Raw genomic sequence first — 24404 nt, forward strand, 5'->3', positions numbered from 1 at the left:
TAATAGCTTTGTTACAGAGATTTTCTAATCACTATTTTTTTACAATCCTACTAATTTTAGTAGGATTTTCTTCTTTGGCTCATGCTCAACAACTTTTAATGTCCGGCAAAGTAACAGACACCATACAAAACCCATTACCATACGCCAACATTTTAGCCATTCCAGCAGCAGACGACCAAGAAATTAGATTCGCCATTACAGAAAAAGACGGTAGCTACAAAATAGGTTTAGAGAAAAACCAAACCTACGAACTCACAGTAAGTTATTTAGGCTATAAACCACAAACGCTCACGATAACCACAACAGACCAAGACCTCACTAAAAACTTTATCCTCAAAGAAAACCCAGACCAACTAGACGAAGTAAACATAAAATACACACCACCAATTACCGTAAAAAAAGATACTATAACTTACGATGTTTCCAAATTTGTTACTGGGGAAGAACGCAAACTACGCGATGCTTTAAAAAAATTACCTGGAGTAGAAGTCGATAGAGAAGGTAATGTGATGGTCAATGGCAAAAAAGTAACCAAAGTCTTGGTAGAAAATAAAACCTTTTTTACAGGCAATAGTAAACTCGCCGTAAACAATATACCTGCAGATGCGGTTGAAAAAGTTGAGGTTTTAGATAACTATAACGAGGTTGCCATGCTCAAAGGCTTGCAAGATTCTGAGGATATGGCTATGAATATTTTATTAAAAGAAGATAAAAAGAAATTTGTGTTTGGCGATATAGAAGTTGGTGCAGGTATTAAAGAGCGTTATTTATTGCATCCTAATCTGTTTTATTACAGCCCAAAAACCAACGTTAATTTTATTGGCGACCTTAATAACCAAGGCATTAAAAGTTTTAGTTTTCAAGATTACCTAGAATTTGAAGGTGGTTTTGGTAAATTGCTAGATGATGCAAGTAGTTATTTTAGTCTCTATACTAGTGATTTTGCAAAATACCTCAATAACCAAGATTTTATTGACAATATTAACCAGTTTGGCGCCTTAAATATTAGACAATCGGTTTCAAATGTTACAGATATTAGCGGGTATTTAATTACCTCTAACTCTAAAACCCAAACCGCAAGTAACTCTTTAAATGCCTACCAAGATATTACAGACCCATTTACAGAAAACAGAACGGTTACTAATGATATTAACAACTTTTTTACTATAGGCAAGGTCACAGTTGATTACAAACCAAGCTATAAAGAAGATTTTGCTTATAATGCTTTTGTAAAAGTGACCAATAATGATAGTCATGGTTTTGTAAATACAATTAACCCAGACCAAAATAATAGGATCACTACAGTAACAGATGTTGCAGCACTTAATCTAAAACAAAATATTACCTACAGTCGTAAATTGTCTAAAGCGCATACAGCCACTTTAGAAGCGACTTATAATTTTCAGAATGATAAACCTATTACTGAATGGCTTACCAATCAACAGATATTACAAGGTTTAATTCCTTTGGAAGATGCTGATGTGTATACTATTCTTCAAACTAAAAAATCAACGTCACATAATTTTAATGCCATTATAAAAGATTATTGGGTAATTAATAACTTTAACCACCTTTATACAAGTGTAGGCATTAACACCTCTTTTAATGATTTCTACAATGAAGATGTACAATTGCTTAATGATGGAAGTATTAATAATTTTAGTTCAGCTGGTTTTGGTAATGATTTTGGATACAGTTTTATAGACACCTATTTGGGATTAGAGTATAAATTTCAAATTGGTATTGCAACGTTTAAACCTGCTGTTTTTTATCATGGGTATATATGGCGAACACAACAATTTAATGATGCTGAAACGTTTTCTAAAAATTTGCTATTACCGCAATTCACCACTAAAGTGGAATTTAATAACAGTGAAAAATTAAACTTTAAATACAAACTGAATGCGCGGTTTCCTGGCATTAATCAATTGGCTAATAATTTTATACTTTCAAATTTTAATAGTGTTTACAGAGGAAACAATCAGTTAGAAAACCAATTGTACCATTCCGCAACCTTGAGTTATTATAAGTTTAGTTTGTTTAAAAATTTAAACCTTAACTTCAATACCAGTTTTAATAAACGTATAAAAAGCATAAAAACCGTTTCAGAACTTAATGGCATAGAATCCTTTAATACAACCACTATGTTTGACCAAGCAGAACATAATTGGATGCTTAGTGGACGCGTTTCAAAAAAAATCAATAAAATCCGTTATAACTTGAGTAGTCGTTTTAGTTATAATGATTTCTATCAAATTTTGAATAACGACACTAATCTTAATGTTTCAAAATCTATTGCTTCAACTATTGGCATAGAAACCTCTTTTAAGAATCATCCTAACGTAGAAATTAATTATACCAAAGATTTTAATACTTACAAAGCCTTAAATAACGTCTCTAATTTTGAAAATGACCAATTAGAAGTAATTTTGGAGTATGACTTTTTAAAGGATTTTATCCTTAAAGCCGATTACACCTTTGATAATTACAATAATAAAAGTCTAGATACTAAAACCACTTTTGATACAGCAAATGCGTCGTTATTCTACCAAAAAGAAGATAGTCCTTGGGGATTTGAAGTAAATGCTACCAACTTATTTGATATAAAATTTAAACAACAGAATTCCTTTAATGCTTTTGTGATTAGTGATAGTAGAACATTTATTTTACCGCGTATTGTGATGTTTAAAGTGATTTATAAGTTGTAAGTCTATTTATAATCTTTGAAATAGCTTTAAAAACTAAACCTACAACCCAAAGACCAGAGCTATAAAGTTAGTTTTTAGTCAACTTCTTTTTACTTTTGCACCAAGCAAGACTGCGCTATGCGAAATTTATTAAAAAAATGGTTTGGTTTTAGTGATAAAATAGAACTCACAGAAGAAGACAAAATGAAAAAATTCTTAATCGTTGGCTTAGGAAACATAGGCGAAAAATACGCCAATACCAGACATAACATCGGCTTTAAAATCCTCGATTATTTAGCTGAATCCAATGACATAACTTTTGAAACTGTAAAGCTTGGAGATGTTACAACACTAAAAATAAAAGGACGAACCTTAATTCTTTTAAAGCCAAGTACGTTTATGAATCTCAGCGGAAAAGCCATAAAATACTGGTTAGAGAAAGAAAAAATTCCTTTAGAAAACCTACTTGTGGTTACCGATGATTTAAACCTCCCGTTTGGATCGCTTAGATTAAAAGCAAAAGGCAGCGACGGCGGACATAACGGCCTAAAAGACACACAAGATAAATTGCAAACTGTAAACTATAACCGTTTTAGATTTGGTATCAGCGCTGAATTTGGCACAGGCCGACAAGTAGATTACGTTTTAGGTGAATGGACCGACGAAGAAAACACACAACTCAAAGAACGCTTAAAAATTTCGGCAGAATTGGTGAAATCTTTTGCTTTAGCCGGAGTAAATACCACAATGAATCAATTTAATAGAAAATAAGATTTAGCTTTGTTTTCAGTATAGTTCTAAGTTAAAAATAGCAATACCGTTTAAATTTGAATTCAAAATCAGCAAAAGTAACAACCATTGGCACCTACGACGGTGTTCATATCGGACATCAAAAAATCCTTAAACAGGTGGTAGCTCTTGCTAGCAAACAAGGTTACGTTCCTGTGGTTCTCACCTTGTTTCCGCATCCAAGAATGGTGCTTCAAAAAGACGATTCTATTAAACTTTTAAATACCATTGAAGAACGCATTGAATTATTAAAATCTCTGGGCATAAAGGAAGTTATTGTAAAAGAATTCACAAAAGAATTTGCTAACCTTTCTGCTCAAGATTACGTGAAGCAGATTTTAGTAAATGAACTAAACACTAAACAAATTGTGATTGGTTACGATCACCACTTTGGCAAAAACAGAAGTGCTAATATCAATGACCTCAAAGTGTTTGCAGACCTTTATGATTTTAAAGTTGAAGAAATTTCGGCACAAGACCTCAAGGATGTTACCGTAAGTTCTACTAAAATTAGAACCGCACTGAATAGTGGCAAAGTAGATTTGGCAAATTCTTATTTAGGTTACAATTTCTTTATAACTGGCACAGTTGTTAAAGGCAAAGAACTCGGAAGAACGATTGATTTCCCAACCGCAAATATTAATATCACAGCAACTTACAAACTGATTCCTAGTGATGGCGTGTATATTGTTAAATCTATAATTGAGAACAAAATGGTTTTTGGAATGATGAATATTGGCACCAACCCAACTGTTGACGGCAAAACACGTTCCATTGAAGTTCATTTTTTCGACTTTAATAAGGATATTTATAATTCAGAATTAAAAATTGAGTTTTTAAAACGCCTGCGTAGCGAACAAAAATATGAGAATCTCGAAGCTTTAAAAATGCAATTAAAAAAAGACATGGTAAATGCTTCAAATTATATACAAACCTTAAATGCATAAGTTTCTATTTAAACATATAGACAATTCCGGACTCATTGTTTTTAGAATGGTTTTTGGGCTATTGTGTTTTCTAGAGGCCGTAGGAGCTATTTTTACAGGTTGGATTAGACGAACTTTAATAGAACCCGAATTTACCTTTTCATTTATTGGTTTTGAGTGGCTACAACCACTTCCTGGCGATTGGATGTATGCATATTACGCCGTAATGGGAATTTTTGGACTCTTTATAATGTTGGGTTACAAATACAGATTGAGCGTTTTAATGTTTGCTGTAATGTGGACAGCCACGTATCTCATGCAAAAATCATCATACAACAATCATTATTATTTATTAATGCTATTAAGCTTTTTAATGGTGTTTTTTCCAGCAAATCGGTATGCCTCAATAGATGTTAAACTCAACCCAGCTCTAAAAAGTAATTCAATGCCAAGTTGGTGCAAATGGTTTTTTGTACTTCAATTATTTATTCTTTACACCTATGCTTCTGCTGCGAAATTCTATCCCGATTGGCTAGATGGCTCTGTAATGGAGATATTAATGAAAAGTAAAGCTAATTTCTATGTCGTTGGTGACCTTTTACAACAAAAAACCGTGCATTATATATTAGCTTATGGTGGTATTTTATTTGATGGCTTAATTATTCCATTATTACTTATTAAACGCACTCGGAAATATGCCTTCTTTGCGTCTATTTTCTTCCATCTCTTTAATTCATTTATCTTTCATATCGGCATTTTCCCATATATGTCGCTAGCATTTAGCTTGTTCTTTTTTGATCCAAAAACCATCAAAAATATCTTCTTAAAACAGAAAGTCTATTATGACGCTGACGCTATAATTACACCTAAACACAGCACGCTTTTACTATCAATATTCTCCATATATTTTATTGTTCAAATCGCCTTACCGCTAAGACATCATTTCTTTAAAGGAGATGTGCTATGGACCGAAGAAGGACATCGTTTATCTTGGCGAATGATGCTACGGGCTAAAAGCGGCAGAACTACTTACAAGGTTATTAACACCGAGACAAATCAAGCCATTCCAATTAAATTAAATGATTATCTGACTAAAAAGCAACAACGTGGAGCAAGTACAAAACCAGATATTATTTGGCAGTTTTCACAACATCTTAAACAAGATTTTGCTAAAAAAGGGATTTCGGTTAACGTTTACGTCAATTCTTTTGTGCGTGTTAACGGAAAGCCATCAAAACAGCTAATTGACCCAAAAGTTGATCTTGGTAAGGAGAAATGGCACCACTTTAAACATAATGATTGGATTTTACTACCAAATTAATACCTATAATAGATTCTCGCTACAAAAACCTGTTGTCCTTTAAATCAGATTTTACAATATAAAATAGAAACTTTTTATTTTTATCTGGTCATTTTCTTTTTACTTTTGTTGCTTATTTTTCCTATACCTCGCGGTATTAACTTAATTGATAGATATGTTACAAGTTGCTTTTATACAAGAGAACAAAGAAGACATCATTGCACGTTTAGCAAAACGAAATATTGATGCTACAGAAATGATTAATGAAGCCATTGCTTTTGATGAAGACCGAAAAGCAATTCAGACAAAATTAGATAACACAAAAGCAGAATCTAACTCCTTATCTAAAGAGATTGGAAATCTCTATAAATCTGGAGAAACGCAAAAAGCGAACATCCTAAAGGAAAAAACCACGCAACTAAAAGAAATCACTAAGACTTTTGAACAAGAGCTTAACGACAAAGTTGAAGCCCTTTCAGAATTATTATATAGAATTCCTAATGTACCAAATCCTATTGTACCTGCAGGAAATACGGATGAAGATAATGAAGAAACGTTTAGGGAAGGTGATATTCCGAAATTACACGAGGGAGCTTTACCGCATTGGGAATTAGCTAAAAAATACAACATCATTGATTTTGAATTAGGAAACAAAATTACAGGCGCAGGTTTCCCTGTTTATATTGGAAAAGGTGCAAGATTACAGCGGGCTTTAATCGCTTATTTTTTAGATAAAAATACGGCTGCTGGTTACACCGAATACCAAGTGCCACATTTAGTAAATGAAGCGTCTGGTTTTGGAACGGGTCAATTACCAGATAAGGAAGGGCAAATGTACCATGTTACTGCAGATAATTTATACTTAATTCCAACGGCAGAAGTCCCGGCAACCAATATTTTTAGAGACACCCTTTTAAACGAAAATGATCTTCCTATTACTATCACGGGTTACACACCTTGTTTTAGACGTGAAGCCGGTAGTTATGGTGCACATGTTAGAGGATTAAATAGATTACATCAATTTGACAAGGTTGAAATTCTTCGTGTTGAGCATCCTGATAATTCTTATAAAGCATTAGACAGTATGGTTAATCATGTGAAAGGTCTTTTACAAGACTTAAAATTACCCTATAGAATTTTAAGATTATGTGGTGGAGATTTAGGATTTACATCTGCTTTAACATACGATTTTGAAGTCTTCTCAACAGCACAAGACCGTTGGTTAGAAGTTTCTTCTGTCTCTAATTTTGAAACGTTTCAAGCGAATCGTTTAAAATTACGTTTTAAAAATAGTGACGGTAAAAATGAATTATGCCACACTTTAAACGGAAGTTCTTTAGCATTGCCTAGAGTTTTAGCAGGTATATTAGAAAACTATCAAACCGAAGATGGTATTAAGATACCTGAAATTTTAGTGCCGTATACTGGCTTTGATATGATCAATTAATAAAAAATCGCTGTATTTTCTTGAAATTGTTAAAAATTAACGCAATTCAACATTTATTTTGGTATTTCTTCGTTTTATTTGAAAATTATTCAGAATTTAGTTGTCCCAAGAATTCCCCTAGCATGAAAAATTTAAAACGAATTGTATTACTGGTTTCATTAATTGTAATAGTAAGCAAAGTTTTGTTTTAATCATATAAACAAAACCAAGACAGGATAATTGAATCATATTTTATAAGATAGTGGTTAATAGCACATTTATTTTGCTGGTAAAATGCCTAAACTCACGTTTAGGCATTTTTTTTATACTTTTTTTTACAATATCTACTTGAAGCATTTGTTATATTTGAGCATCACATCATTTCACTTTACTCTAAAATACAAACATGCAACAACGCTTATTCGTTTTACTTTTTTTACTCGGATGGTATTCTGGTTTCTCGCAAAACAGTGAGAATCTAGCAGAAAGCTATTATAAAAAAGCGGAATTTAAAAAAGCACTAATTATATATGAAAACCTACTAAAGGAAAAACCTTTCAATTATAATTACAGTAATAAATTAGTTGATATTCATCAACAATTAGAGCAGTATGAAGAAGCAGAACAGATACTCGTTCAACGTTTAGCCAAAAGTAGAAATCCTGAACTAGTAGTTGCCTTAGGCTATAATTTTCAGCTCAGAGATAGCATTGATAAAGCAAATACACTTTACAATGAAGCTATAACTTATGTTGACCAAAAGCCATTCTTTATTTATAGAATTGCCAAAAAATTTGAAGACTATTCACTATTAAATCAAGCCATTGAAATATATGAAAAAGGTAAAATTCTAACCCCAGAAAATAATTACAGCATTCAATTAGCTCGCATTTATGTCGAACAAGGTAATATTGAACAAATGCTTAAAAATTATATTGATTATATTCAATACAAGCCTAATTACCTCAACAATGTAAAGCGCTCTATTAGTGAATTCGTTTCCGAAAACAAGGAAAATGAAAACAACAGCTATTTAAGACGCTTACTTTTAAAAAGAATACAGCAAAATCCCGAAACGTATTGGTACGAACTGTTGAGTTGGTTATATGTTCAAGAAAAAGCCTATAATAAATCCTTCATTCAAGAAAAAGCACTTTACAAGCGTAATCCAGAATCTATAGATCGTTTAATAGAATTAGCTATTACAGCTCAAAACGACAGCGATGATGATACCGCAAAATCTATTTTTAATTATATTTTAGAGATTACCCAAGATTCTGCAACAGCACTAACGGCGCATCAATATATTTTAGAAATAGACACAAAAAATGCTGATGAAAAAGCCCTAAATCAGATTAACGAAACTTATAATGACTTACTTACCGAATTTGGAAAATCTGAACTAACCTTACCATTACAATTAGCATATAGTAAATTCTTAGCCTTTAACCAAAGAGACACAGAATCAGCAACACAATTTTTAAAGGAAATGTTAAAGCTGAATATTTCTATATTTCAAGAAGCCAAAGTAAAATTGTTATTGGCAGATATTTTAGTACTTCAGGAAAAATTTAATGAAGCGTTAATCTTTTATTCTCAAATTCAGGCAAATCTAAAAAATAGTATTATCGCACAAGAAGCACGGTTTAAAGTTGCAAAAACAAGTTATTATAAAGGTGATTTTGATTGGGCAGAATCTCAACTTAAAATTCTTAAATCTTCAACATCACAGTTGATTGCTAATGATGCCTTAGACTTAAAATTATTGATTTCGGATAATAAATACGAAGACAGCACACAAACTGCATTACAATATTATGCAAAGGCCGATTTATTTGCATTTCAAAATAAAACTGACGAGGCCATTTTGCTTCTAGATAAAATCTTAGAAGAGCATAAAGGAGAAAGTATCACAGACCAAGCCTTATATCAGCAAGCCAAACTCTTTGAAAAGAACAAACAATACTCTAAAGCCGAAGCCAATTACCAAGAGATTATTAAAAATTATGGCGACGATATTTTAGTGGATGATACACTATATTATTTAGCAGAACTTTATAATATACATTTAGCAAAACCCGAAGAGGCGAAACTACTTTACGAAAAAATAATCTTTGAGCACCAAGACAGTATTTATTTTATTGAAGCTCGTAAGAAATTTAGGATGCTGAGAGGAGATAGCATTAACTAGTTTCCGTTAAAGTTTTACCTACGGTAGAGCTGTCAGCAGGTGTTTTCCACATCTTCTTTTGCGAAGCTTTGTCCTCTTTTACGCCTTTGGAATAAAGAATTATTAACGTCCAATTTCATACTTTTGCATCAAATTCATATTTACAAAACATGATTATATATAACGTTACCCTAAACATAGATAAAAGCATATCCAAAGAATGGTTAGAATGGATAAAAGAGCATATTCCATTGGTTTTGGCGACCGGTCATTTTAAGGAAGCTAAACTTACAAAAGTTTTAGTTGAAGATGATGAAGCTGACACCTATTCTGTGCAATATAGAGCCCACTCTCGTGAGGACTTAACTACATATTATACCGAACATGCCGAACGCTTAAAACAAGATGGCTTGCAACGTTTTGGTGACAAAGTATTAGCATTTAGAACGGAACTAGAAGTCGTAGATGAGTATTCTGTAGAATTATAATAAAACTATAGAAATATTTCTCCCGATCTTAATTATAAAGATAAATAAAGAATATTTTAACAACTCTGCGAATCTCGGCACATCTCCGCGTATCTTTGTGTTATAACACTTTGCGCCTTTGCGCCTTTGTTAGAAAAATAAATACATGACAGTAAGAGCAAAAAAACACCTAGGCCAACATTTTTTAGAAGACGAATCTATTGCACAACAAATTGCCGATAGTTTATCGCTTTTAGGTTATAATGATGTATTAGAAATTGGCCCAGGTATGGGTGTGCTAACAAAGTATCTTCTAAAAAAAGACACTACAACACATGTTATTGAGATCGATACAGAATCTGTAGATTACTTAAAAAATAATTATCTACATCTTGCTGATAGAATCATAGAAAAGGATTTCTTAAAATACGATTTAAACCTCGTGTTTGAAAACAAACCATTTGCTATTATTGGTAATTTCCCTTATAATATTTCCTCTCAAATTCTTTTTAAAACTTTAGAAATGAGAGATCAAATCCCTGAGTTTTCAGGAATGTTTCAAAAGGAAGTTGCTATGCGCATCTGTTCTAAAGAAGGTTCAAAAGTTTATGGTATTTTATCCGTTTTAACTCAAGCATTTTATGATGCTGAATATTTATTTACGGTTCCGCCAACAGTTTTTAATCCCCCACCGAAGGTCGATTCGGGCGTTCTTTTACTAAAACGCAAGGAGAACTACGAGTTGCCTTGTGATGAAAAATTATTTTTTAGAGTCGTAAAAACAGGATTTCAACAGCGAAGAAAAACATTACGTAACAGCTTAAAAACATTCAATCTATCGGATAATTTAAAAGCAAATATTATATTTGGACAGCGACCAGAACAACTGAGTGTTGCTCAGTTTATTGCGCTGACGTTACTCATAGAAAATGACGAAAACTAATTTCTGCTGCGACCATATAGAACGCAGACAAATAACATTTTAAAGTAAAAGCATATTAATAATCAAGTGGAAGATATCCAAGACAACATACAGTTTCAGTTAACTGATGAACTTATTGAAAAGGTTGAAATCCTAGTCGAAGAACAAAACGACAACGACCTCGAAATCCTTTTAAACGAGTATCACCACGCTGATATTGCAGAAATTCTTGACGACTTAGATCTCGATGATGCCGTTTATGTCATAAAGCTGCTCGATTCTGAGACTACCTCTGAGATCCTTATGGAACTCGATGAGGATATTAGAGAAAAAATTCTTAGAAACCTTTCTACTAAAGAAATTGCAGAAGAGGTTGAAGAGCTAGACACGGATGATGCTGCAGATATGATTGCAGAACTTCCAGAGGCTAGACAAGCCGAAGTAATCTCGCAAATTGAAGACGACGAACACCGAGAAGAAATTCAAGAACTTTTAGCCTATGATGAAGACACCGCGGGTGGACTCATGGCAAAAGAGTTAGTTAAGGTTTATGAAACTTGGACTGTGGCTGGGTGCTTACGCCGAATTAGAGGACAGGCCAAAGATGTTACAAGAGTACATTCCGTTTACGTTGTAGATAAACACGATAAACTTATTGGTAGATTGTCTTTAAAAGATTTAATTATTTCTAAAAGTGATACAAAAATCGCAGATATAGCTAAAGACAATGTGGATTGGGTACATGTTGATGATGACGTAGAGGATGTTGCAAAAATAATGGCGAAATACGATTTGGAAGCCATTCCGGTCGTTAATGACAACCAAACTTTAGTAGGTCGAATTACCATTGATGATATTATAGATGTTATACGAGAGGAAGCCGATAAAGATTACCAATTAGCAGCTGGTATCTCGCAAGATGTAGAAGCGGATGATAGTATCTTTAAATTAACCAAAGCAAGATTGCCTTGGTTGTTTATCGGCATGTTTGGTGGTCTTGGTGCCGCCAGTATTATAGAGCAGTTTAATGATAACATGGGTAACTTTATTGTGCTGCTTAGTTTTGTACCCTTAATTCAGGCAACAGCCGGAAATGTGGGTGTACAGTCTTCTGCAATCGTAGTTCAAGGTATTGCCAATGGCACTATCGATGGCAAAATTTTAAAACGCTTATTCAAAGAGTTTTTACTCGGCTTAGTAAATGGTGTCGCAATTTCACTTGTTGCCATCCTTATTACACACTTTATATTCGGAACACCATACATCGTGTCCATAACTATTAGTATTGCTTTAGTTGCTGTGATCGTAATGGCTGCTATTATTGGTACATTTATTCCGATTTTTTTAGACAAAAGAGGTATTGATCCTGCGGTTGCAACCGGACCATTTATTACTACAAGTAATGACGTTTTTGGTATCCTAATTTACTTCTTAATCGCCAAATTGATTTTAGGTATTTAATTAATAACCTAAAAACATCTAAATATTATAACCTACGTTAACTGGTATTACCATGAAAATACTACACCTAGACTCTAACCACCCACTACTTTTAAGCCAACTCAACGAGTTAGGATTTAAAAATCACGAAGATTACACATCTTCAAAATCTGAAATTGAGGCTAAAATTTCTGATTATGACGGCATGGTTATCCGCAGTCGGTTTAGCATTGACAAATCATTTTTAGATGCCGCCAAAAACCTAAAATTCATTGGACGTGTTGGTGCTGGGTTAGAAAATATAGATTGTGACTATGCCAAAGAAAAAGGCATACACCTTATTTCTGCTCCAGAAGGTAATAGAAACGCTGTTGGCGAACACGCCTTAGGAATGTTGTTGTCACTTTTTAATAAACTGAACAAAGCAGACAAAGAAGTTAGACAAGGCAAGTGGTTACGAGAAGACAACCGCGGATTAGAGCTAGACGGCAAAACTGTTGGACTGATTGGTTATGGTAATATGGGAAAAGCCTTCGCAAAAAAGTTGAAAGGATTTGACGTCGATGTGTTGTGTTACGATATAAAAACCGATGTTGGAGACGCCAACGCTAAGCAAGTAATTCTTGAAGAATTAAAAGCAAAGTCCGATGTTTTAAGTCTTCATATACCACAAACAGATTTGACCTTGGATATGATTAATTCAGACTTTATAAATGGATTTAAGAAATCTTTTTGGTTGATTAACACAGCGCGTGGAAAAAGCGTCGTTACTGAAGATTTAATAAAAAGTTTAAAATCAGGTAAAATTCTAGGAGCAGGATTAGATGTTTTGGAATATGAAAAATCATCCTTTGAAAATCTATTTACTTCAAATGATATGCCTGAAGCATTTCAATATTTAATAGCATCAGAAAATGTTTTACTCTCTCCACATGTGGCAGGCTGGACAATTGAAAGCAACATTAAACTCTCACAAACAATTGTTGATAAGATAAAAACGAAATTTTGCTAACTTAGATACTAATAATACCCTTTTAAACATGACATACACAGCCACATCTCCAAAAGATTACATAAGTCAAGTACCCGAAGAGCGTCAAAGTGCCTTGACAACATTGAGACAAGTTATAAAAGATAATTTACCAGAGGGGTTTGAAGAAGGCATACAGTATAATATGATTGGTTACTACGTACCTCATACTGTGTATTCAGACGGTTATCATTGTGACCCAAAAACACCTTTACCGTTTATGAGTTTTGCGTCTCAAAAAAACTCAGTCAATTTATATCATAGCGGTATTTACGCCAATCCGGAACTACACGATTGGTTTATTAAAGAATATCCTAAACATTGTAAGCGAAAGCTAGATATGGGAAAAAGTTGCATCCGATTTAAAAAAATAGACGAAATTCCGTTTGAGCTCATAGGGGAACTCACTAGTAAAATGAGTTGTGAGGAATGGATTAATATTTATGAGTCCGTTTTAAAGAAAAAGTAGAAAAAAAGAGAAGTATAATATTTAGGATTTTAACTAATGAAATCTTGAAATAAATTCATCATGAAATGAAAAAACGTGTCACAGGAATCGGAGGTCTATTCTTTAAAACTAAAGATCCAAAAGCAGCAAAAGATTGGTACAAAAAGCATCTAGGTTTTAATACAGATGATTATGGTTCTACCTTTTGGTGGCAAGACAAAGAAGGTAAAGATTGCTCTACACAATGGAGTCCATTTGCAGAGGATTCAAAGCACTTTGAACCTTCAAAAAAGGACTTTATGTTTAACTATAGAGTTGAAAATTTAAAAGAACTTTTAGAAATTTTAAAAGAAGAAGGTGTTACTGTTGTCGGGGACATGGAAGAATACGATTATGGTAAATTTGGATGGATACTCGATAATGATGGCAATAAAATTGAACTTTGGGAGCCTATAGACAGTGCTTTTCAATAAATTCAAATTTTTTAAAATCTTTAGGCCTGTAATATACATCGCCATGGTTAACTAATGGTCTTGCAATTTGTTTATTAGGAATATCTAAATCAGGCATATAATGAGTTTTCTGATGACGCTAAGGAATTTGGACGTGATGCAAAAAGAGCTGCTGATGATTTTAATAACGATACTAAACAAGTATTCAGTGATGGTAAAAATGTTGCTGTTATTGCTCACATTACTTTTATTGGATGGATAATTGCTATTGTAATGAATAGTAGTAATAAAACTGAATTCGGCTCTTTTTACATAAGACAGATACTAGGCTTAGTTCTTATAGCAGTCGTTTCATCTTGGATTCCGATTTTAAATTTAATAATGTGGCTTGTTTTACTCATAGCTTGGGTTATGAGTTTAATCGCTGCATTAGGAGGAGAAATGAAACCAACATTTTTATTCGGCAAACAATTTCAAGAATGGTTTAAAGGCCTATAATATATCAAAACCCAGAATGTTAATTCTGGGTTTTTTATTTGCCTACTAAAAATAAATACTCACTCCGTATCAATAAATAGTTCTACTATTTTATTACTACTTCCGCCCTATAAACCTTTGATATACACTCAAAAAAAAAAAAAAAAAAGGAACAGAGTGATTTATAATAATTATCTTATTTATCCTCGTGGGTATCTGTAAATTTACGTTCTAATTCTGCCTGAAATTCTTCCATTACAGGCCTTACAGTACTTTCTGGTAAGTCTTCAATTTTTATGTACATTAATCCATCTACGGCGTTATTAAAAAGAGGATCTACATTAAATGCAACAAGTCTTGCATTTTGTTTAATATATTTTTTAAGTAAGACAGGTAATCGCAATGCACCCGGCTCTACTTCATCTATAATTTTATCGAATTTATTTAAATCAGCTTCGGTAGCATCAAAAACAAAATCTTTATCAGCATCTTGCAGCTTTACTTTGAACTCTTTTTTTGGATGAACGTATTGTGCGACATACGGATCGTAATAATGGGATTTCATAAACTCAATCATCAAACTTTTTGAAAAATTAGAAAACTGATTACTAATACTTACTCCTCCAATTAAATATTTATGTTCAGGAAAACGTAAAGTAATATGAACAATACCTTTCCACAGTAAAAATAAAGGCATTGGTTTTTGCTGGTACTCTTTAATGATAAACGCACGACCCATTTCTATAGATTGGCTCATCATTTTATGCAATTCTGGCTCAAAGCGAAATAAATCTTGCAAATAAAATCCATCAATACCAAAACGTTCAAAAATCTTAGATCCTAAGCCCATTCTGTACGCTCCAGCAATCAGGTTTTTTTCATTATCCCATAAAAACATATGATGATAATAGGTATCAAACTTATCTAAATCAATAGCTTCATTGGTACCCTCACCAACTTCTCTAAATGTAATTTCTCTTAACCTACCTATTTCTCTTAATATGTTAGGAATGTCTTTTGCAGATGCTAAAAACACTTCATAATTTTTGCTTTCTAACAGTCTACCATCACTTACCCTTAGCTTATCTACCTCAGCAATCATTACTTTCGGTGCTATTGGAGTCACAATTCGTTTTGGAATTTTTGCGACTTTTAGCTGTGATTGGATGTTATCTAGAATCTTAGGTTTGTCTTCAAATGTTTTAGACAACATATAAGTTTTACGTCTTAAAAATTCTGAAAACTCAGGAAGTGTAGGGTGTTCCTTCTGATCTTTTACCGAGATAGCCTTACCGACTCTCACTTTTATTACACGGCGTTTTTGAGTTAAGACTTCAGAAGGCAATTTTGCCGTTCTTAGTGTATCACTTAATCTAGAAAGTCTATAAAATAATCGACTATTCTTAGCATGAAAATAAATAGGAACCACAGGAACTTCTGCTTTCTGAATTAATTTCATCGCGGCAACCTCCCATTCCTTATCGACAACTAATTTGCCATCACGATAAGTAGAAACTTCACCAGCAGGAAACACTCCCAAAGGATGTCCATCTCTTAAATGTCTAATGGAATTTTTAAAACCAGCAATGCTACTCGCTGCATCTTTTCTACCTTCAAAAGGATTTACAGGCATTATGTATGGCTTCAACGGCTCAATACGATGTAACAGAAAATTAGCTATGATTTTAAAATCACTTCGCTGCTCTATCATAAGTTTTAATAGTAAAATACCATCAATACCACCAAGCGGATGATTAGAGATTGTTATATAAGGGCCTTCTTTAGGGAGACGCTTCATATCCTCTTCAGGAATCTCAAATTTTATCTGAAATTCTTCTAAAATAGCATCTAGAAAAGCACCATCACTTAGGTGCTTATTGCGTTTATAAAATTTATTTATTGTAGAAATTTTAAGGACCTTCATCAATGTCCATCCAAAAAAAGTACCCAAAAAACCATACTTATCAGCATGGATAGCTTTAGCGACTTCTTTTGCGGTTACTAAACCAGTATCGGACGATTTCCCCATAAAACAAATGTAACAACTATTTATTTAGTAACGATTTGAACTGTCCCTTGCGCTAACTGTTTAAGCAACACAACCTTGTCTTTTTCAAGTTCATCTACAACAACGTCATTATAATGTCTAATAGTGTATAAACTCACATCATTATGACAAACTACCTTAAATTTTGCTTTTAAATGCTGCAGTAGTTTTTCGAGATTATCAAATAAATTATCAATACAAACAGAAAAACTAATTGCAGAATTCTGAATCACATCGACTTTCATTTTATATAAATGCAACAGACTAAATATTTCACTAATGTTTTCTTCCATAATATAAGAAAAATCTAAAGATGATAATGAAATTAATGTCTGATTCTTCTTAACAATGAAACACGGAACTTCTGGTACTATTCCCTTTCCTTTACTAACGCACGTACCATCTCCTTCCGGATTTAGAAACGACTTTACATACAACGGAATTTCCTTTTGCTGTAATGGTTGTAGCGTTTTAGGGTGAATCACCGAAGCTCCATAAAAAGCCAACTCTATAGCTTCTCTATATGAGATTTGATGTAATAGTTGAGCGTTTTCAAAATATCTTGGATCTGCATTTAAAACGCCTGGTACATCTTTCCAAATTGTAACACTGTCAGCGTTCAAACAATACGCAAAAATAGCCGCCGTATAGTCACTACCCTCCCTACCTAAAGTAGTGGTAAAATTATTAGCATCACTACCTAAAAATCCTTGTGTAATATTTAAAATATTAGGATTTAAATTAGAAGAAATATTTACTTGTGTTTTTTCCCAATTTACATTAGAACGTCTGTAATAATTATCGGTTTTTACAAATTCTCTAACATCAACCCAATTATTTTTTAAGCCAATTTCATTAAGATAATGACTGATTATTGTGGTCGAAATTAATTCACCATAACCGATAACTTGGTCGTATACATAATTATAATCCGGGGATTTATTACTTTTAAAAAAGGCATTTAACTCATCAAAAAAGGCCTTTACATCTGTGAATACTTGATGACGATTATTCTCAAATAAATCGACTAAAATATCATTATGACATTTAATAACTTCGTGAATGGCACTTTGTAATTCCTCCTTATGTTCAAAATAATTTTTAATTACTAACTCCATTCGATTAGTCGTTTTTCCCATTGCTGAAATCACAACTAAAGTGTTATCGTATCCTGTGGTTTTTAAAACTTTTGCTAAATTTTTTACACCATCTGCATCTTTTACCGATGCACCACCAAATTTAAAAATGCGCATTATATTCTATTTAAATAATTTTCAATTCCGTTTTTATCTAAGTGCACCACATTCCAGTCGCGCTTTACATCTGCACCTTTACTTTCGTAAAAGCTTATAGCAGGTTCATTCCAATCTAGTACCTCCCAACTTACGCGTTTCACATCTAGTTGCTTGGCATATTTTACAACTGCATTTAAAAGCAGTGTACCCAAACCTTTACCTCTACATTCTTCGCTAACAATAAGATCTTCTAAGTGTAAAATTTCGCCTTTCCATGTGGAATATCTCATATATACCAAGGCAATCCCCTCAATCTTATTGTCAATTTCACTAACAAAGCAAGTGAATTTTGGATTTGTACCAAATCCATCATTCTGTAAGTCTAATACTGTAATTTCTACAGCATCCTCTTCTTTTTCAAACGTTGCCAATTCTTCAATAAGTTCTAAAACTCTTGGCATATCTTCGATAAGTGCTAATCTTGGTTGTTTCATTTTGCAAATAAAAGAGTCAAAGATAATCTAATCTCACTTTACAAAACAATTTTTTTAAAGTACGAAAACGTTATAGTTTCCTAAAAAAGGCGATATTTGTGTGCTACTAATCAATATTATACTTCATGTCTAAACCAAATCAAACCTTAGGGGAATTCATAATTGAAAATCAAACGTCTTTTAAATATACCTCAGGGGAACTGTCTCGTCTATTAAATTCTATTCGTTTAGCAGCTAAAGTTGTTAATCACGAAGTTAATAAAGCTGGCCTAGTAGATATCATTGGTAATGCTGGTGATACAAATATCCAAGGTGAAGATCAACAAAAACTAGATGTATATGCCAACGACAAGTTTATTCAAACTTTAACTAAACGAAACATTGTTTGTGGTATTGCTAGTGAAGAAGAAGATGATTTTATTGCTATTAATAGCCAAGATGAAAATAATCAGAATAAGTATGTCGTCTTAATTGACCCTTTAGATGGCTCATCTAATATTGATGTTAATGTTTCTGTAGGAACCATATTCTCAATTTATAGACGTGTTACTCCATTAGGTACACCAGTAACTTTAGAGGATTTCTTACAAAAAGGAAGCGCGCAAGTTGCAGCTGGTTACGTGGTATATGGTACATCTACTATGTTAGTGTATACAACAGGAGATGGTGTTAATGGTTTTACATTAAACCCAGCGATTGGCTCTTATTATCTATCGCATCCTAATATGGAATTTCCAAAAGATGGCAACATCTACTCTGTAAATGAAGGAAATTATTCAGACTTCCCAATAGGCATCAAAAAGTATATAAAATACTGCCAACAAGATGAAGGAGAAAGACCATATACAAGTAGATATATTGGTTCTTTAGTTTCTGATTTTCATAGAAACATGATTAAAGGAGGTATTTACATGTACCCAAAAAGTTCTAAAAACCCAAAAGGAAAATTACGATTATTATATGAGTGTAACCCAATAGCTTTTATTGCAGAACAAGCTAATGGTAAAGCAAGTGATGGGTTTACAAGAATAATGGATATTACACCTACAGAATTACATGAACGCGTACCTTTTATTTGTGGTAGTGTAAATATGGTAGAAAAAGCTGAAGAGTTTATGCGCAACGAAGAGAAATAAATAATTTAAAGTCTAAAGCTTTAAATTAAAACCAATAAAAAAGCGACTATATTTAACGTTATAATGTTAAATATAGTCGCTTTTTAAGTTAAGAGCTATTACTCATTCATGGACTTAATACCATCAATAAATGTATCAAGATCTACCTTCTCATAAGCCAATGCTAAAGCTTTATCCGCTATATACTTAACGTTATTAGAATTAAAACCTAAGCCCACACAAAGTTTCTCTAATAACCAATGTTGGTTTGGCCCTTCGATATCATCTACCCATACCATACGTGCCAAATCATAAAGACGCTCTAAACGCATGTCATAAGATGTTGGTGGATTTATAGGGTGACTTTTATAATCTATTAATATCTGCTTATATTCTAACTCCGAAATATCTAATCGTGTAGCTAAACGATCTAAGAACGCTTTCTCTTTCTCGGTAATAACACCATCACTGTTAGCAACTCTAACTATGGCTGCAAAATGGTCTTCGTTACGCTTTTTAAATCCGCTATCGAATAAATCTGAAAATGACATATATATACTTTATTTATTATCTAATTATTAATTCTGAACAAATATAATTCTATTCAAAGAATTATCATTAGTGAACACTTCAAAAATTTTATATTTGTAATTCCAAAATAAGAAACTTGAGTAAAGTATCTATTGCCCAAACATTCGCACAGACTTTGCAACTGCAAAATCTGCAAACTGCTATTGCCCAAAGCGAACCTTTAGACTCCGCTCAAGGCAAGTCAAAAACACATTTAAAAGGACTCGTTGGCTCCTCATTTTCAATTACGGTTTCCGAAGCTTTTAAAACAGCAGACCAACCTTTTTTATTGATTTTTGATGACAAAGAAGAAGCCGCTTTTTATCTTAATGATTTAGAACAACTCATTAATGATAAAGACGTGTTGTTTTATCCAGGAAGCTACAGAAGACCATACCAAATTGAAGAAACCAATAATGCCAACGTACTCTTACGTGCCGAAGTTTTAAACCGTATTAATTCGCGTAAAAAACCGTGTATTATTGTGACCTATCCTGACGCGCTTTTTGAAAAGGTAGTCACTAAAAAAGAACTTGAAAAGAACACTTTAAAAATCTCAGTTGGTAACGACCTAAGTATCGATTTTGTAAACGAGGTATTGTTTGAATACAAATTTAAGCGTGTCGATTTTGTAACAGAACCTGGCGAGTTTTCAGTTAGAGGTGGTATCATAGATGTGTTTTCATTTTCGCATGACGAACCTTATCGAATAGAATTTTTTGGAGATGAAGTTGATAGTATCCGAACTTTTGATGTAGAAACACAACTATCAACCGAGCGGATTAAAAAAGTAAGTATTATTCCGAATGTAGCCAATAAGATGATTGCAGAACAACGCGAAAGTTTTCTAAAATACATATCGAATAAGACGGTTATTTTTTCTAAAAATGCATCCCTTACATTTTCAAGAATTGATGACTTTTATGGCAAAGCTGAAGAAGCTTTTAATAATTTATCTAGCGAAGTAAAGCATGCTTCTCCTGAAGAATTATTCTGTAATTCTGACTTATTAAAACGTCAATTTCTAGACTATCCTTTAGTAGAATTTGGAACCGAAGCTTTTTTCGCGCAGCAACTTATTGCCTTTTATACTAAGCCACAACCAGCATTCAATAAGCAATTCAATTTGTTAATTGACGATTTAAACGAAAATCACGCTAACGGCATAACCAATTATATTGCTTGTGTTAGCGAACAACAAGCCAAACGTTTTCACGATATTTTTGATGACGCTGAGCAGACTGTGCATTATAAAACGGTTGTATTGTCGTTATATCAAGGTTTTATAGACACCGATCACAACATTGCGGTTTATACCGATCATCAAATTTTTGATCGTTATCATAAATTTCATCTTAAAAATGGTTACGCCAAAAAACAAGCCATCACCTTAAAAGAACTCACCAATCTAGAAATCGGTGATTACGTAACGCACATTGACCATGGAATTGGGAAGTTTGGAGGGCTTCAAAAAATAGATGTTGAAGGCAAAAAACAAGAAGCTATTAAATTGGTTTACGGAGAACGGGATATTTTATACCTCAGCATTCATTCTCTACACAAGATTACCAAGTTTAACGGTAAAGATGGTAAACCGCCAACGGTATATAAATTAGGAAGTAAAGCTTGGGCTACTTTAAAACAAAAAACGAAATCTAAGGTTAAAGAAATTGCTTTCAACCTTATAAAACTTTATGCCAAACGAAAACTAAAGAAAGGATTTCAATACGCACCAGATAGCCATATGCAATTGGAGTTGGAAGCATCTTTTATCTATGAAGATACTCCCGATCAAATTACGTCTACAGCAGATATAAAAGCAGATATGGAAAGTGAGCGTCCAATGGATCGCCTCATCTGTGGTGATGTAGGCTTTGGTAAAACTGAAGTTGCTATAAGAGCCGCCTTTAAAGCTGTAGATAATGGGAAACAAGTTGCTGTTTTAGTGCCAACAACTATCTTAGCTTATCAGCATTCGCGTACGTTTAAAGAACGTTTAAAAGATTTTCCGGTGACTGTAGATTATGTCAACCGTTTTAGAACAGCCAAAGAAAAACGCGAAACTTTAGAAGGCTTAGAAAAAGGAAACGTTGATATTATTATTGGTACCCATCAACTCGCTAGTAAAAATGTAAAATTTAAAGATTTAGGATTACTAATTGTTGATGAAGAACAGAAGTTTGGTGTTTCTGTAAAAGAAAAATTAAAGACCATAAAGGAAAACGTAGATGTATTAACGCTGACTGCAACTCCAATTCCGAGAACACTTCAGTTTAGTTTAATGGCTGCAAGAGATTTATCGGTCATTAATACAGCTCCTCCAAATAGGTATCCTATAGAAAGTCATGTCATTCGTTTTGGAGAAGAAACGATTAGAGATGCGGTAAGTTATGAAATTCAACGTGGTGGTCAGGTTTACTTTATTCATAATAGAATTGAAAATATTAAGGAAGTTGCTGGTATGGTTCAACGTTTAGTGCCTGATGCAAAAATTGGTATTGGCCATGGACAGCTCGATGGTAAAAAACTAGAAAACCTAATGCTCGCTTTTATGAATGGTGAATTTGATGTTTTAATCGCAACCACTATTGTAGAAAGTGGTTTAGATGTTCCAAATGCCAATACTATTTTCATTAATAATGCGAACAATTTTGGGTTGAGTGATTTACACCAAATGCGTGGTCGTGTAGGTCGAAGCAACAAAAAAGCATTTTGTTATTTTATTACTCCAGAGTATTCTGCAATGACAACCGATGCCAGAAAACGGATTTCAGCCTTAGAGCAATTTACAGAATTGGGCAGTGGGTTCAATATTGCTATGAAAGATTTAGAAATTAGAGGTGCAGGTGATTTATTAGGCGGCGAACAAAGTGGTTTTATTAATGATATTGGTTTCGATACTTATCAGAAAATCCTAAACGAAGCGATAGATGAATTAAAAGAAACTGAATTTTCAGATTTATATAAAGACGATGGCAAGCCTAAGCAATATGTAAAAGATATAACTATTGACACGGATTTTGAATTGCTATTTCCTGACGATTATATTAATAATATCACCGAACGCTTAAATCTTTATACCAAGCTTAATGCCATTAAAACCGAAGACGAACTCGCTAAATTTGAATCTGACGTAATTGACCGTTTCGGCGAATTACCAACCCAGGTATCAGATTTATTAGATAGCGTAAGACTAAAGTGGATTGCTACAAAAATGGGTATTGAAAAACTGATTATGAAACAAGGTAAAATGATTGGTTATTTTGTTCAAGATCAACAAAGTGGATTTTATCAAAGTGAAGCATTTACTAAAGTATTGCAATTTGTACAGATGAATGCAGGAAAATGCAAAATGAAAGAGAAACAAACCCGAAAAGGCTTACGCTTAATACTAACATTCGAAAAAATTAAGAATACCAAGCAAGCGCTAATGGCCTTAAAGGATATCTAATGAATGAAAAAAGCCATTTAAATCACCTTTTACTCCTCATTATTGCAACAATATGTGTTAGTACCTCTGGCCCTTTAGGCAAATTTATAGATATGCCAACACCTGTAATTATTTGGTGGCGTTCTATTTTAGCTGCCGCTATATTGTTCTTTTTCTGTGTTTTTAAAGGCATTAATTTAAAAGTGAGTAACAAAAAAGATCGTTTTACTTTTTTCATTGCGGCACTATTAATGGGTGGGCATTGGATTTTTTATTTCTACGCTTTAAAACTCTCTAATGTAGCAGTAGGTATGATTTCGCTATTTACATTTCCTGTAATTATTGCCTTATTAGAACCTTTCTTTTCAAAAACAAGACTAGACCCGATACACATTGTATTAGGAAGTATGGTACTTATTGGTATTTACATTCTAGCTCCAGAATTCGATTTAGAAAGTAGTCAATTACAAGGAGTGTTCTGTGGTATAATATCGGCGATATGCTATGCTTTGAGAATTTTAATATTAAAAGATCATATTACCAAATACGATGGCATTATGCTTATGTTCTATCAAGTATTAATATTAAGTGTGGTATTAGCTCCTGTGCTCTATTTTATGGACACCTCTAATATTACTACCCAATACCCTTATGTATTACTATTGGCTATAGTGACCACAGCTATAGGTCACACCATGTTTGTAAAGAGCTTAAAATACTTTAAAGCTAGTACAGCAAGTATCATTGGCAGCACACAACCTATATTCGGAATTATTATTGCTTACTTTTTCTTAAATGAATTACCTTCATCTAAAACTTTTATTGGAGGCAGTTTAATTTTAGCAACTGTAATTATTGAAAGCATTAGGTCTAAAAAGAATTAACTAGAACAATAATGGCTTAATTATTGAAGTTATTCAATGATGAGCATTATTTATGAATGAGATAATTTGAAGTCGAATATATCAGTTATTTTTAC

At 33.1% G+C, this 24404-nt stretch carries 20 protein-coding genes; 16 read left to right on the forward strand and 4 right to left on the reverse strand.

What is annotated here, in order from left to right:
- The first annotated feature begins 98 nt into the window (after positions 1-98).
- The 13 genes from HM986_RS03835 (at position 99) to HM986_RS03895 (ending at position 14555) form a co-directional block, all read left to right on the forward strand.
- Positions 99-2708, forward strand: a complete 2610-nt coding sequence (locus HM986_RS03835) for a TonB-dependent receptor (RefSeq protein ID WP_179333746.1) — start codon at positions 99-101, stop codon at positions 2706-2708.
- Positions 2709-2825: 117 nt separating this feature from the next.
- Positions 2826-3458 (forward strand): aminoacyl-tRNA hydrolase, encoded by a 633-nt coding sequence (gene pth / locus HM986_RS03840; protein ID WP_179333747.1) that lies wholly within the window; start codon positions 2826-2828, stop codon positions 3456-3458.
- 56 nt (positions 3459-3514) lie between these two features.
- Positions 3515-4423 carry a bifunctional riboflavin kinase/FAD synthetase gene (locus HM986_RS03845; RefSeq protein WP_179333748.1) on the forward strand — a complete coding sequence of 303 codons (909 nt, stop codon included), beginning with the start codon at positions 3515-3517 and terminating at the stop codon, positions 4421-4423.
- Positions 4416-5723 carry an HTTM domain-containing protein gene (locus HM986_RS03850; RefSeq protein ID WP_179333749.1) on the forward strand — a complete coding sequence of 436 codons (1308 nt, stop codon included), beginning with the start codon at positions 4416-4418 and terminating at the stop codon, positions 5721-5723. The genes HM986_RS03845 and HM986_RS03850 overlap by 8 nt, the downstream gene beginning before the upstream one ends.
- A gap of 154 nt (positions 5724-5877) precedes the next feature.
- Positions 5878-7149, forward strand: coding sequence for a serine--tRNA ligase (gene serS, locus HM986_RS03855; RefSeq protein WP_179333750.1), 1272 nt, complete (start codon positions 5878-5880; stop codon positions 7147-7149).
- Between the two features lie 385 nt (positions 7150-7534).
- Positions 7535-9319 carry a tetratricopeptide repeat protein gene (locus tag HM986_RS03860; RefSeq protein WP_179333751.1) on the forward strand — a complete coding sequence of 595 codons (1785 nt, stop codon included), beginning with the start codon at positions 7535-7537 and terminating at the stop codon, positions 9317-9319.
- A gap of 149 nt (positions 9320-9468) precedes the next feature.
- Positions 9469-9786 carry a DUF4286 family protein gene (locus HM986_RS03865; protein WP_179333752.1) on the forward strand — a complete coding sequence of 106 codons (318 nt, stop codon included), beginning with the start codon at positions 9469-9471 and terminating at the stop codon, positions 9784-9786.
- Positions 9787-9931: 145 nt separating this feature from the next.
- Entirely contained in the window at positions 9932-10708 is a 777-nt protein-coding gene (gene rsmA / locus HM986_RS03870; protein ID WP_179333753.1) for a 16S rRNA (adenine(1518)-N(6)/adenine(1519)-N(6))-dimethyltransferase RsmA, read from the forward strand.
- 66 nt (positions 10709-10774) lie between these two features.
- Positions 10775-12148, forward strand: a complete 1374-nt coding sequence (gene mgtE / locus HM986_RS03875; RefSeq protein WP_179333754.1) for a magnesium transporter — start codon at positions 10775-10777, stop codon at positions 12146-12148.
- A 52-nt stretch (positions 12149-12200) separates the two neighbouring features.
- Positions 12201-13139: a 2-hydroxyacid dehydrogenase gene (locus HM986_RS03880; protein WP_179333755.1), complete on the forward strand. Its 939-nt coding sequence runs from the start codon at positions 12201-12203 to the stop codon at positions 13137-13139.
- 28 nt (positions 13140-13167) lie between these two features.
- Positions 13168-13626 carry a DUF1801 domain-containing protein gene (locus tag HM986_RS03885; protein ID WP_179333756.1) on the forward strand — a complete coding sequence of 153 codons (459 nt, stop codon included), beginning with the start codon at positions 13168-13170 and terminating at the stop codon, positions 13624-13626.
- Between the two features lie 65 nt (positions 13627-13691).
- A complete protein-coding gene (locus tag HM986_RS03890; RefSeq protein ID WP_179333757.1) occupies positions 13692-14078 on the forward strand; it encodes a VOC family protein in 387 nt (128 codons plus the stop codon).
- A gap of 252 nt (positions 14079-14330) precedes the next feature.
- A complete protein-coding gene (locus HM986_RS03895; protein ID WP_218841385.1) occupies positions 14331-14555 on the forward strand; it encodes a hypothetical protein in 225 nt (74 codons plus the stop codon).
- Positions 14556-14730: 175 nt separating this feature from the next.
- Here HM986_RS03895 and HM986_RS03900 read toward each other — a convergent pair whose 3' ends face one another.
- From HM986_RS03900 to HM986_RS03910, 3 genes are read right to left on the reverse strand one after another with little or no spacing between them, the layout of a single operon-like run.
- The gene (locus HM986_RS03900; protein WP_179333758.1) at positions 14731-16563 is read right to left on the reverse strand and encodes a GNAT family N-acyltransferase; all 1833 of its coding nucleotides are present in this window, start codon (positions 16561-16563) and stop codon (positions 14731-14733) included.
- A gap of 20 nt (positions 16564-16583) precedes the next feature.
- The gene (locus HM986_RS03905; protein WP_179333759.1) at positions 16584-17834 is read right to left on the reverse strand and encodes an aspartate kinase; all 1251 of its coding nucleotides are present in this window, start codon (positions 17832-17834) and stop codon (positions 16584-16586) included.
- Entirely contained in the window at positions 17834-18310 is a 477-nt protein-coding gene (locus tag HM986_RS03910; RefSeq protein ID WP_179333760.1) for a GNAT family N-acetyltransferase, read from the reverse strand. The genes HM986_RS03905 and HM986_RS03910 overlap by 1 nt, the downstream gene beginning before the upstream one ends.
- A 125-nt stretch (positions 18311-18435) precedes the next feature.
- Between HM986_RS03910 and fbp the strand changes: the two genes are divergently transcribed.
- Entirely contained in the window at positions 18436-19446 is a 1011-nt protein-coding gene (fbp, locus tag HM986_RS03915; RefSeq protein ID WP_179333761.1) for a class 1 fructose-bisphosphatase, read from the forward strand.
- Positions 19447-19544: 98 nt separating this feature from the next.
- Here fbp and HM986_RS03920 read toward each other — a convergent pair whose 3' ends face one another.
- Positions 19545-19976, reverse strand: a complete 432-nt coding sequence (locus HM986_RS03920) for a tellurite resistance TerB family protein (protein ID WP_179333762.1) — start codon at positions 19974-19976, stop codon at positions 19545-19547.
- Between the two features lie 116 nt (positions 19977-20092).
- On the opposite strand from HM986_RS03920, the gene mfd reads away from it, so the two are divergent.
- Both mfd and HM986_RS03930 read left to right on the forward strand, forming a co-directional pair.
- A complete protein-coding gene (mfd, locus tag HM986_RS03925; RefSeq protein WP_179333763.1) occupies positions 20093-23446 on the forward strand; it encodes a transcription-repair coupling factor in 3354 nt (1117 codons plus the stop codon).
- Positions 23446-24309, forward strand: coding sequence for a DMT family transporter (locus tag HM986_RS03930; RefSeq protein WP_179333764.1), 864 nt, complete (start codon positions 23446-23448; stop codon positions 24307-24309). Before mfd ends, HM986_RS03930 begins: the two co-directional genes overlap by 1 nt.
- Positions 24310-24404 lie beyond the last annotated feature (95 nt).

The organism is Winogradskyella costae, assembly GCF_013403865.1.
GTDB classification, from domain to species: Bacteria; Bacteroidota; Bacteroidia; order Flavobacteriales; family Flavobacteriaceae; genus Winogradskyella; species Winogradskyella costae.

Excerpts from the sequence above, each read along its gene's own strand:
- serS (WP_179333750.1), top strand. The coding sequence starts at position 5,878 with ATGTTACAAGTTGCTTTTATACAAGAGAACAAAGAAGACATCATTGCA.
- HM986_RS03910 (WP_179333760.1), bottom strand. The coding sequence starts at position 18,310 with ATGAAACAACCAAGATTAGCACTTATCGAAGATATGCCAAGAGTTTTA.
- HM986_RS03895 (WP_218841385.1), top strand. The coding sequence starts at position 14,331 with ATGAATAGTAGTAATAAAACTGAATTCGGCTCTTTTTACATAAGACAG.
- HM986_RS03880 (WP_179333755.1), top strand. The coding sequence starts at position 12,201 with ATGAAAATACTACACCTAGACTCTAACCACCCACTACTTTTAAGCCAA.
- HM986_RS03890 (WP_179333757.1), top strand. The coding sequence starts at position 13,692 with ATGAAAAAACGTGTCACAGGAATCGGAGGTCTATTCTTTAAAACTAAA.
- HM986_RS03900 (WP_179333758.1), bottom strand. The coding sequence starts at position 16,563 with ATGGGGAAATCGTCCGATACTGGTTTAGTAACCGCAAAAGAAGTCGCT.
- HM986_RS03860 (WP_179333751.1), top strand. The coding sequence starts at position 7,535 with ATGCAACAACGCTTATTCGTTTTACTTTTTTTACTCGGATGGTATTCT.
- HM986_RS03905 (WP_179333759.1), bottom strand. The coding sequence starts at position 17,834 with ATGCGCATTTTTAAATTTGGTGGTGCATCGGTAAAAGATGCAGATGGT.
- HM986_RS03920 (WP_179333762.1), bottom strand. The coding sequence starts at position 19,976 with ATGTCATTTTCAGATTTATTCGATAGCGGATTTAAAAAGCGTAACGAA.
- fbp (WP_179333761.1), top strand. The coding sequence starts at position 18,436 with ATGTCTAAACCAAATCAAACCTTAGGGGAATTCATAATTGAAAATCAA.
- HM986_RS03885 (WP_179333756.1), top strand. The coding sequence starts at position 13,168 with ATGACATACACAGCCACATCTCCAAAAGATTACATAAGTCAAGTACCC.
- HM986_RS03865 (WP_179333752.1), top strand. The coding sequence starts at position 9,469 with ATGATTATATATAACGTTACCCTAAACATAGATAAAAGCATATCCAAA.
- rsmA (WP_179333753.1), top strand. The coding sequence starts at position 9,932 with ATGACAGTAAGAGCAAAAAAACACCTAGGCCAACATTTTTTAGAAGAC.
- HM986_RS03835 (WP_179333746.1), top strand. The coding sequence starts at position 99 with ATGTCCGGCAAAGTAACAGACACCATACAAAACCCATTACCATACGCC.
- HM986_RS03930 (WP_179333764.1), top strand. The coding sequence starts at position 23,446 with ATGAATGAAAAAAGCCATTTAAATCACCTTTTACTCCTCATTATTGCA.
- pth (WP_179333747.1), top strand. The coding sequence starts at position 2,826 with ATGCGAAATTTATTAAAAAAATGGTTTGGTTTTAGTGATAAAATAGAA.
- HM986_RS03850 (WP_179333749.1), top strand. The coding sequence starts at position 4,416 with ATGCATAAGTTTCTATTTAAACATATAGACAATTCCGGACTCATTGTT.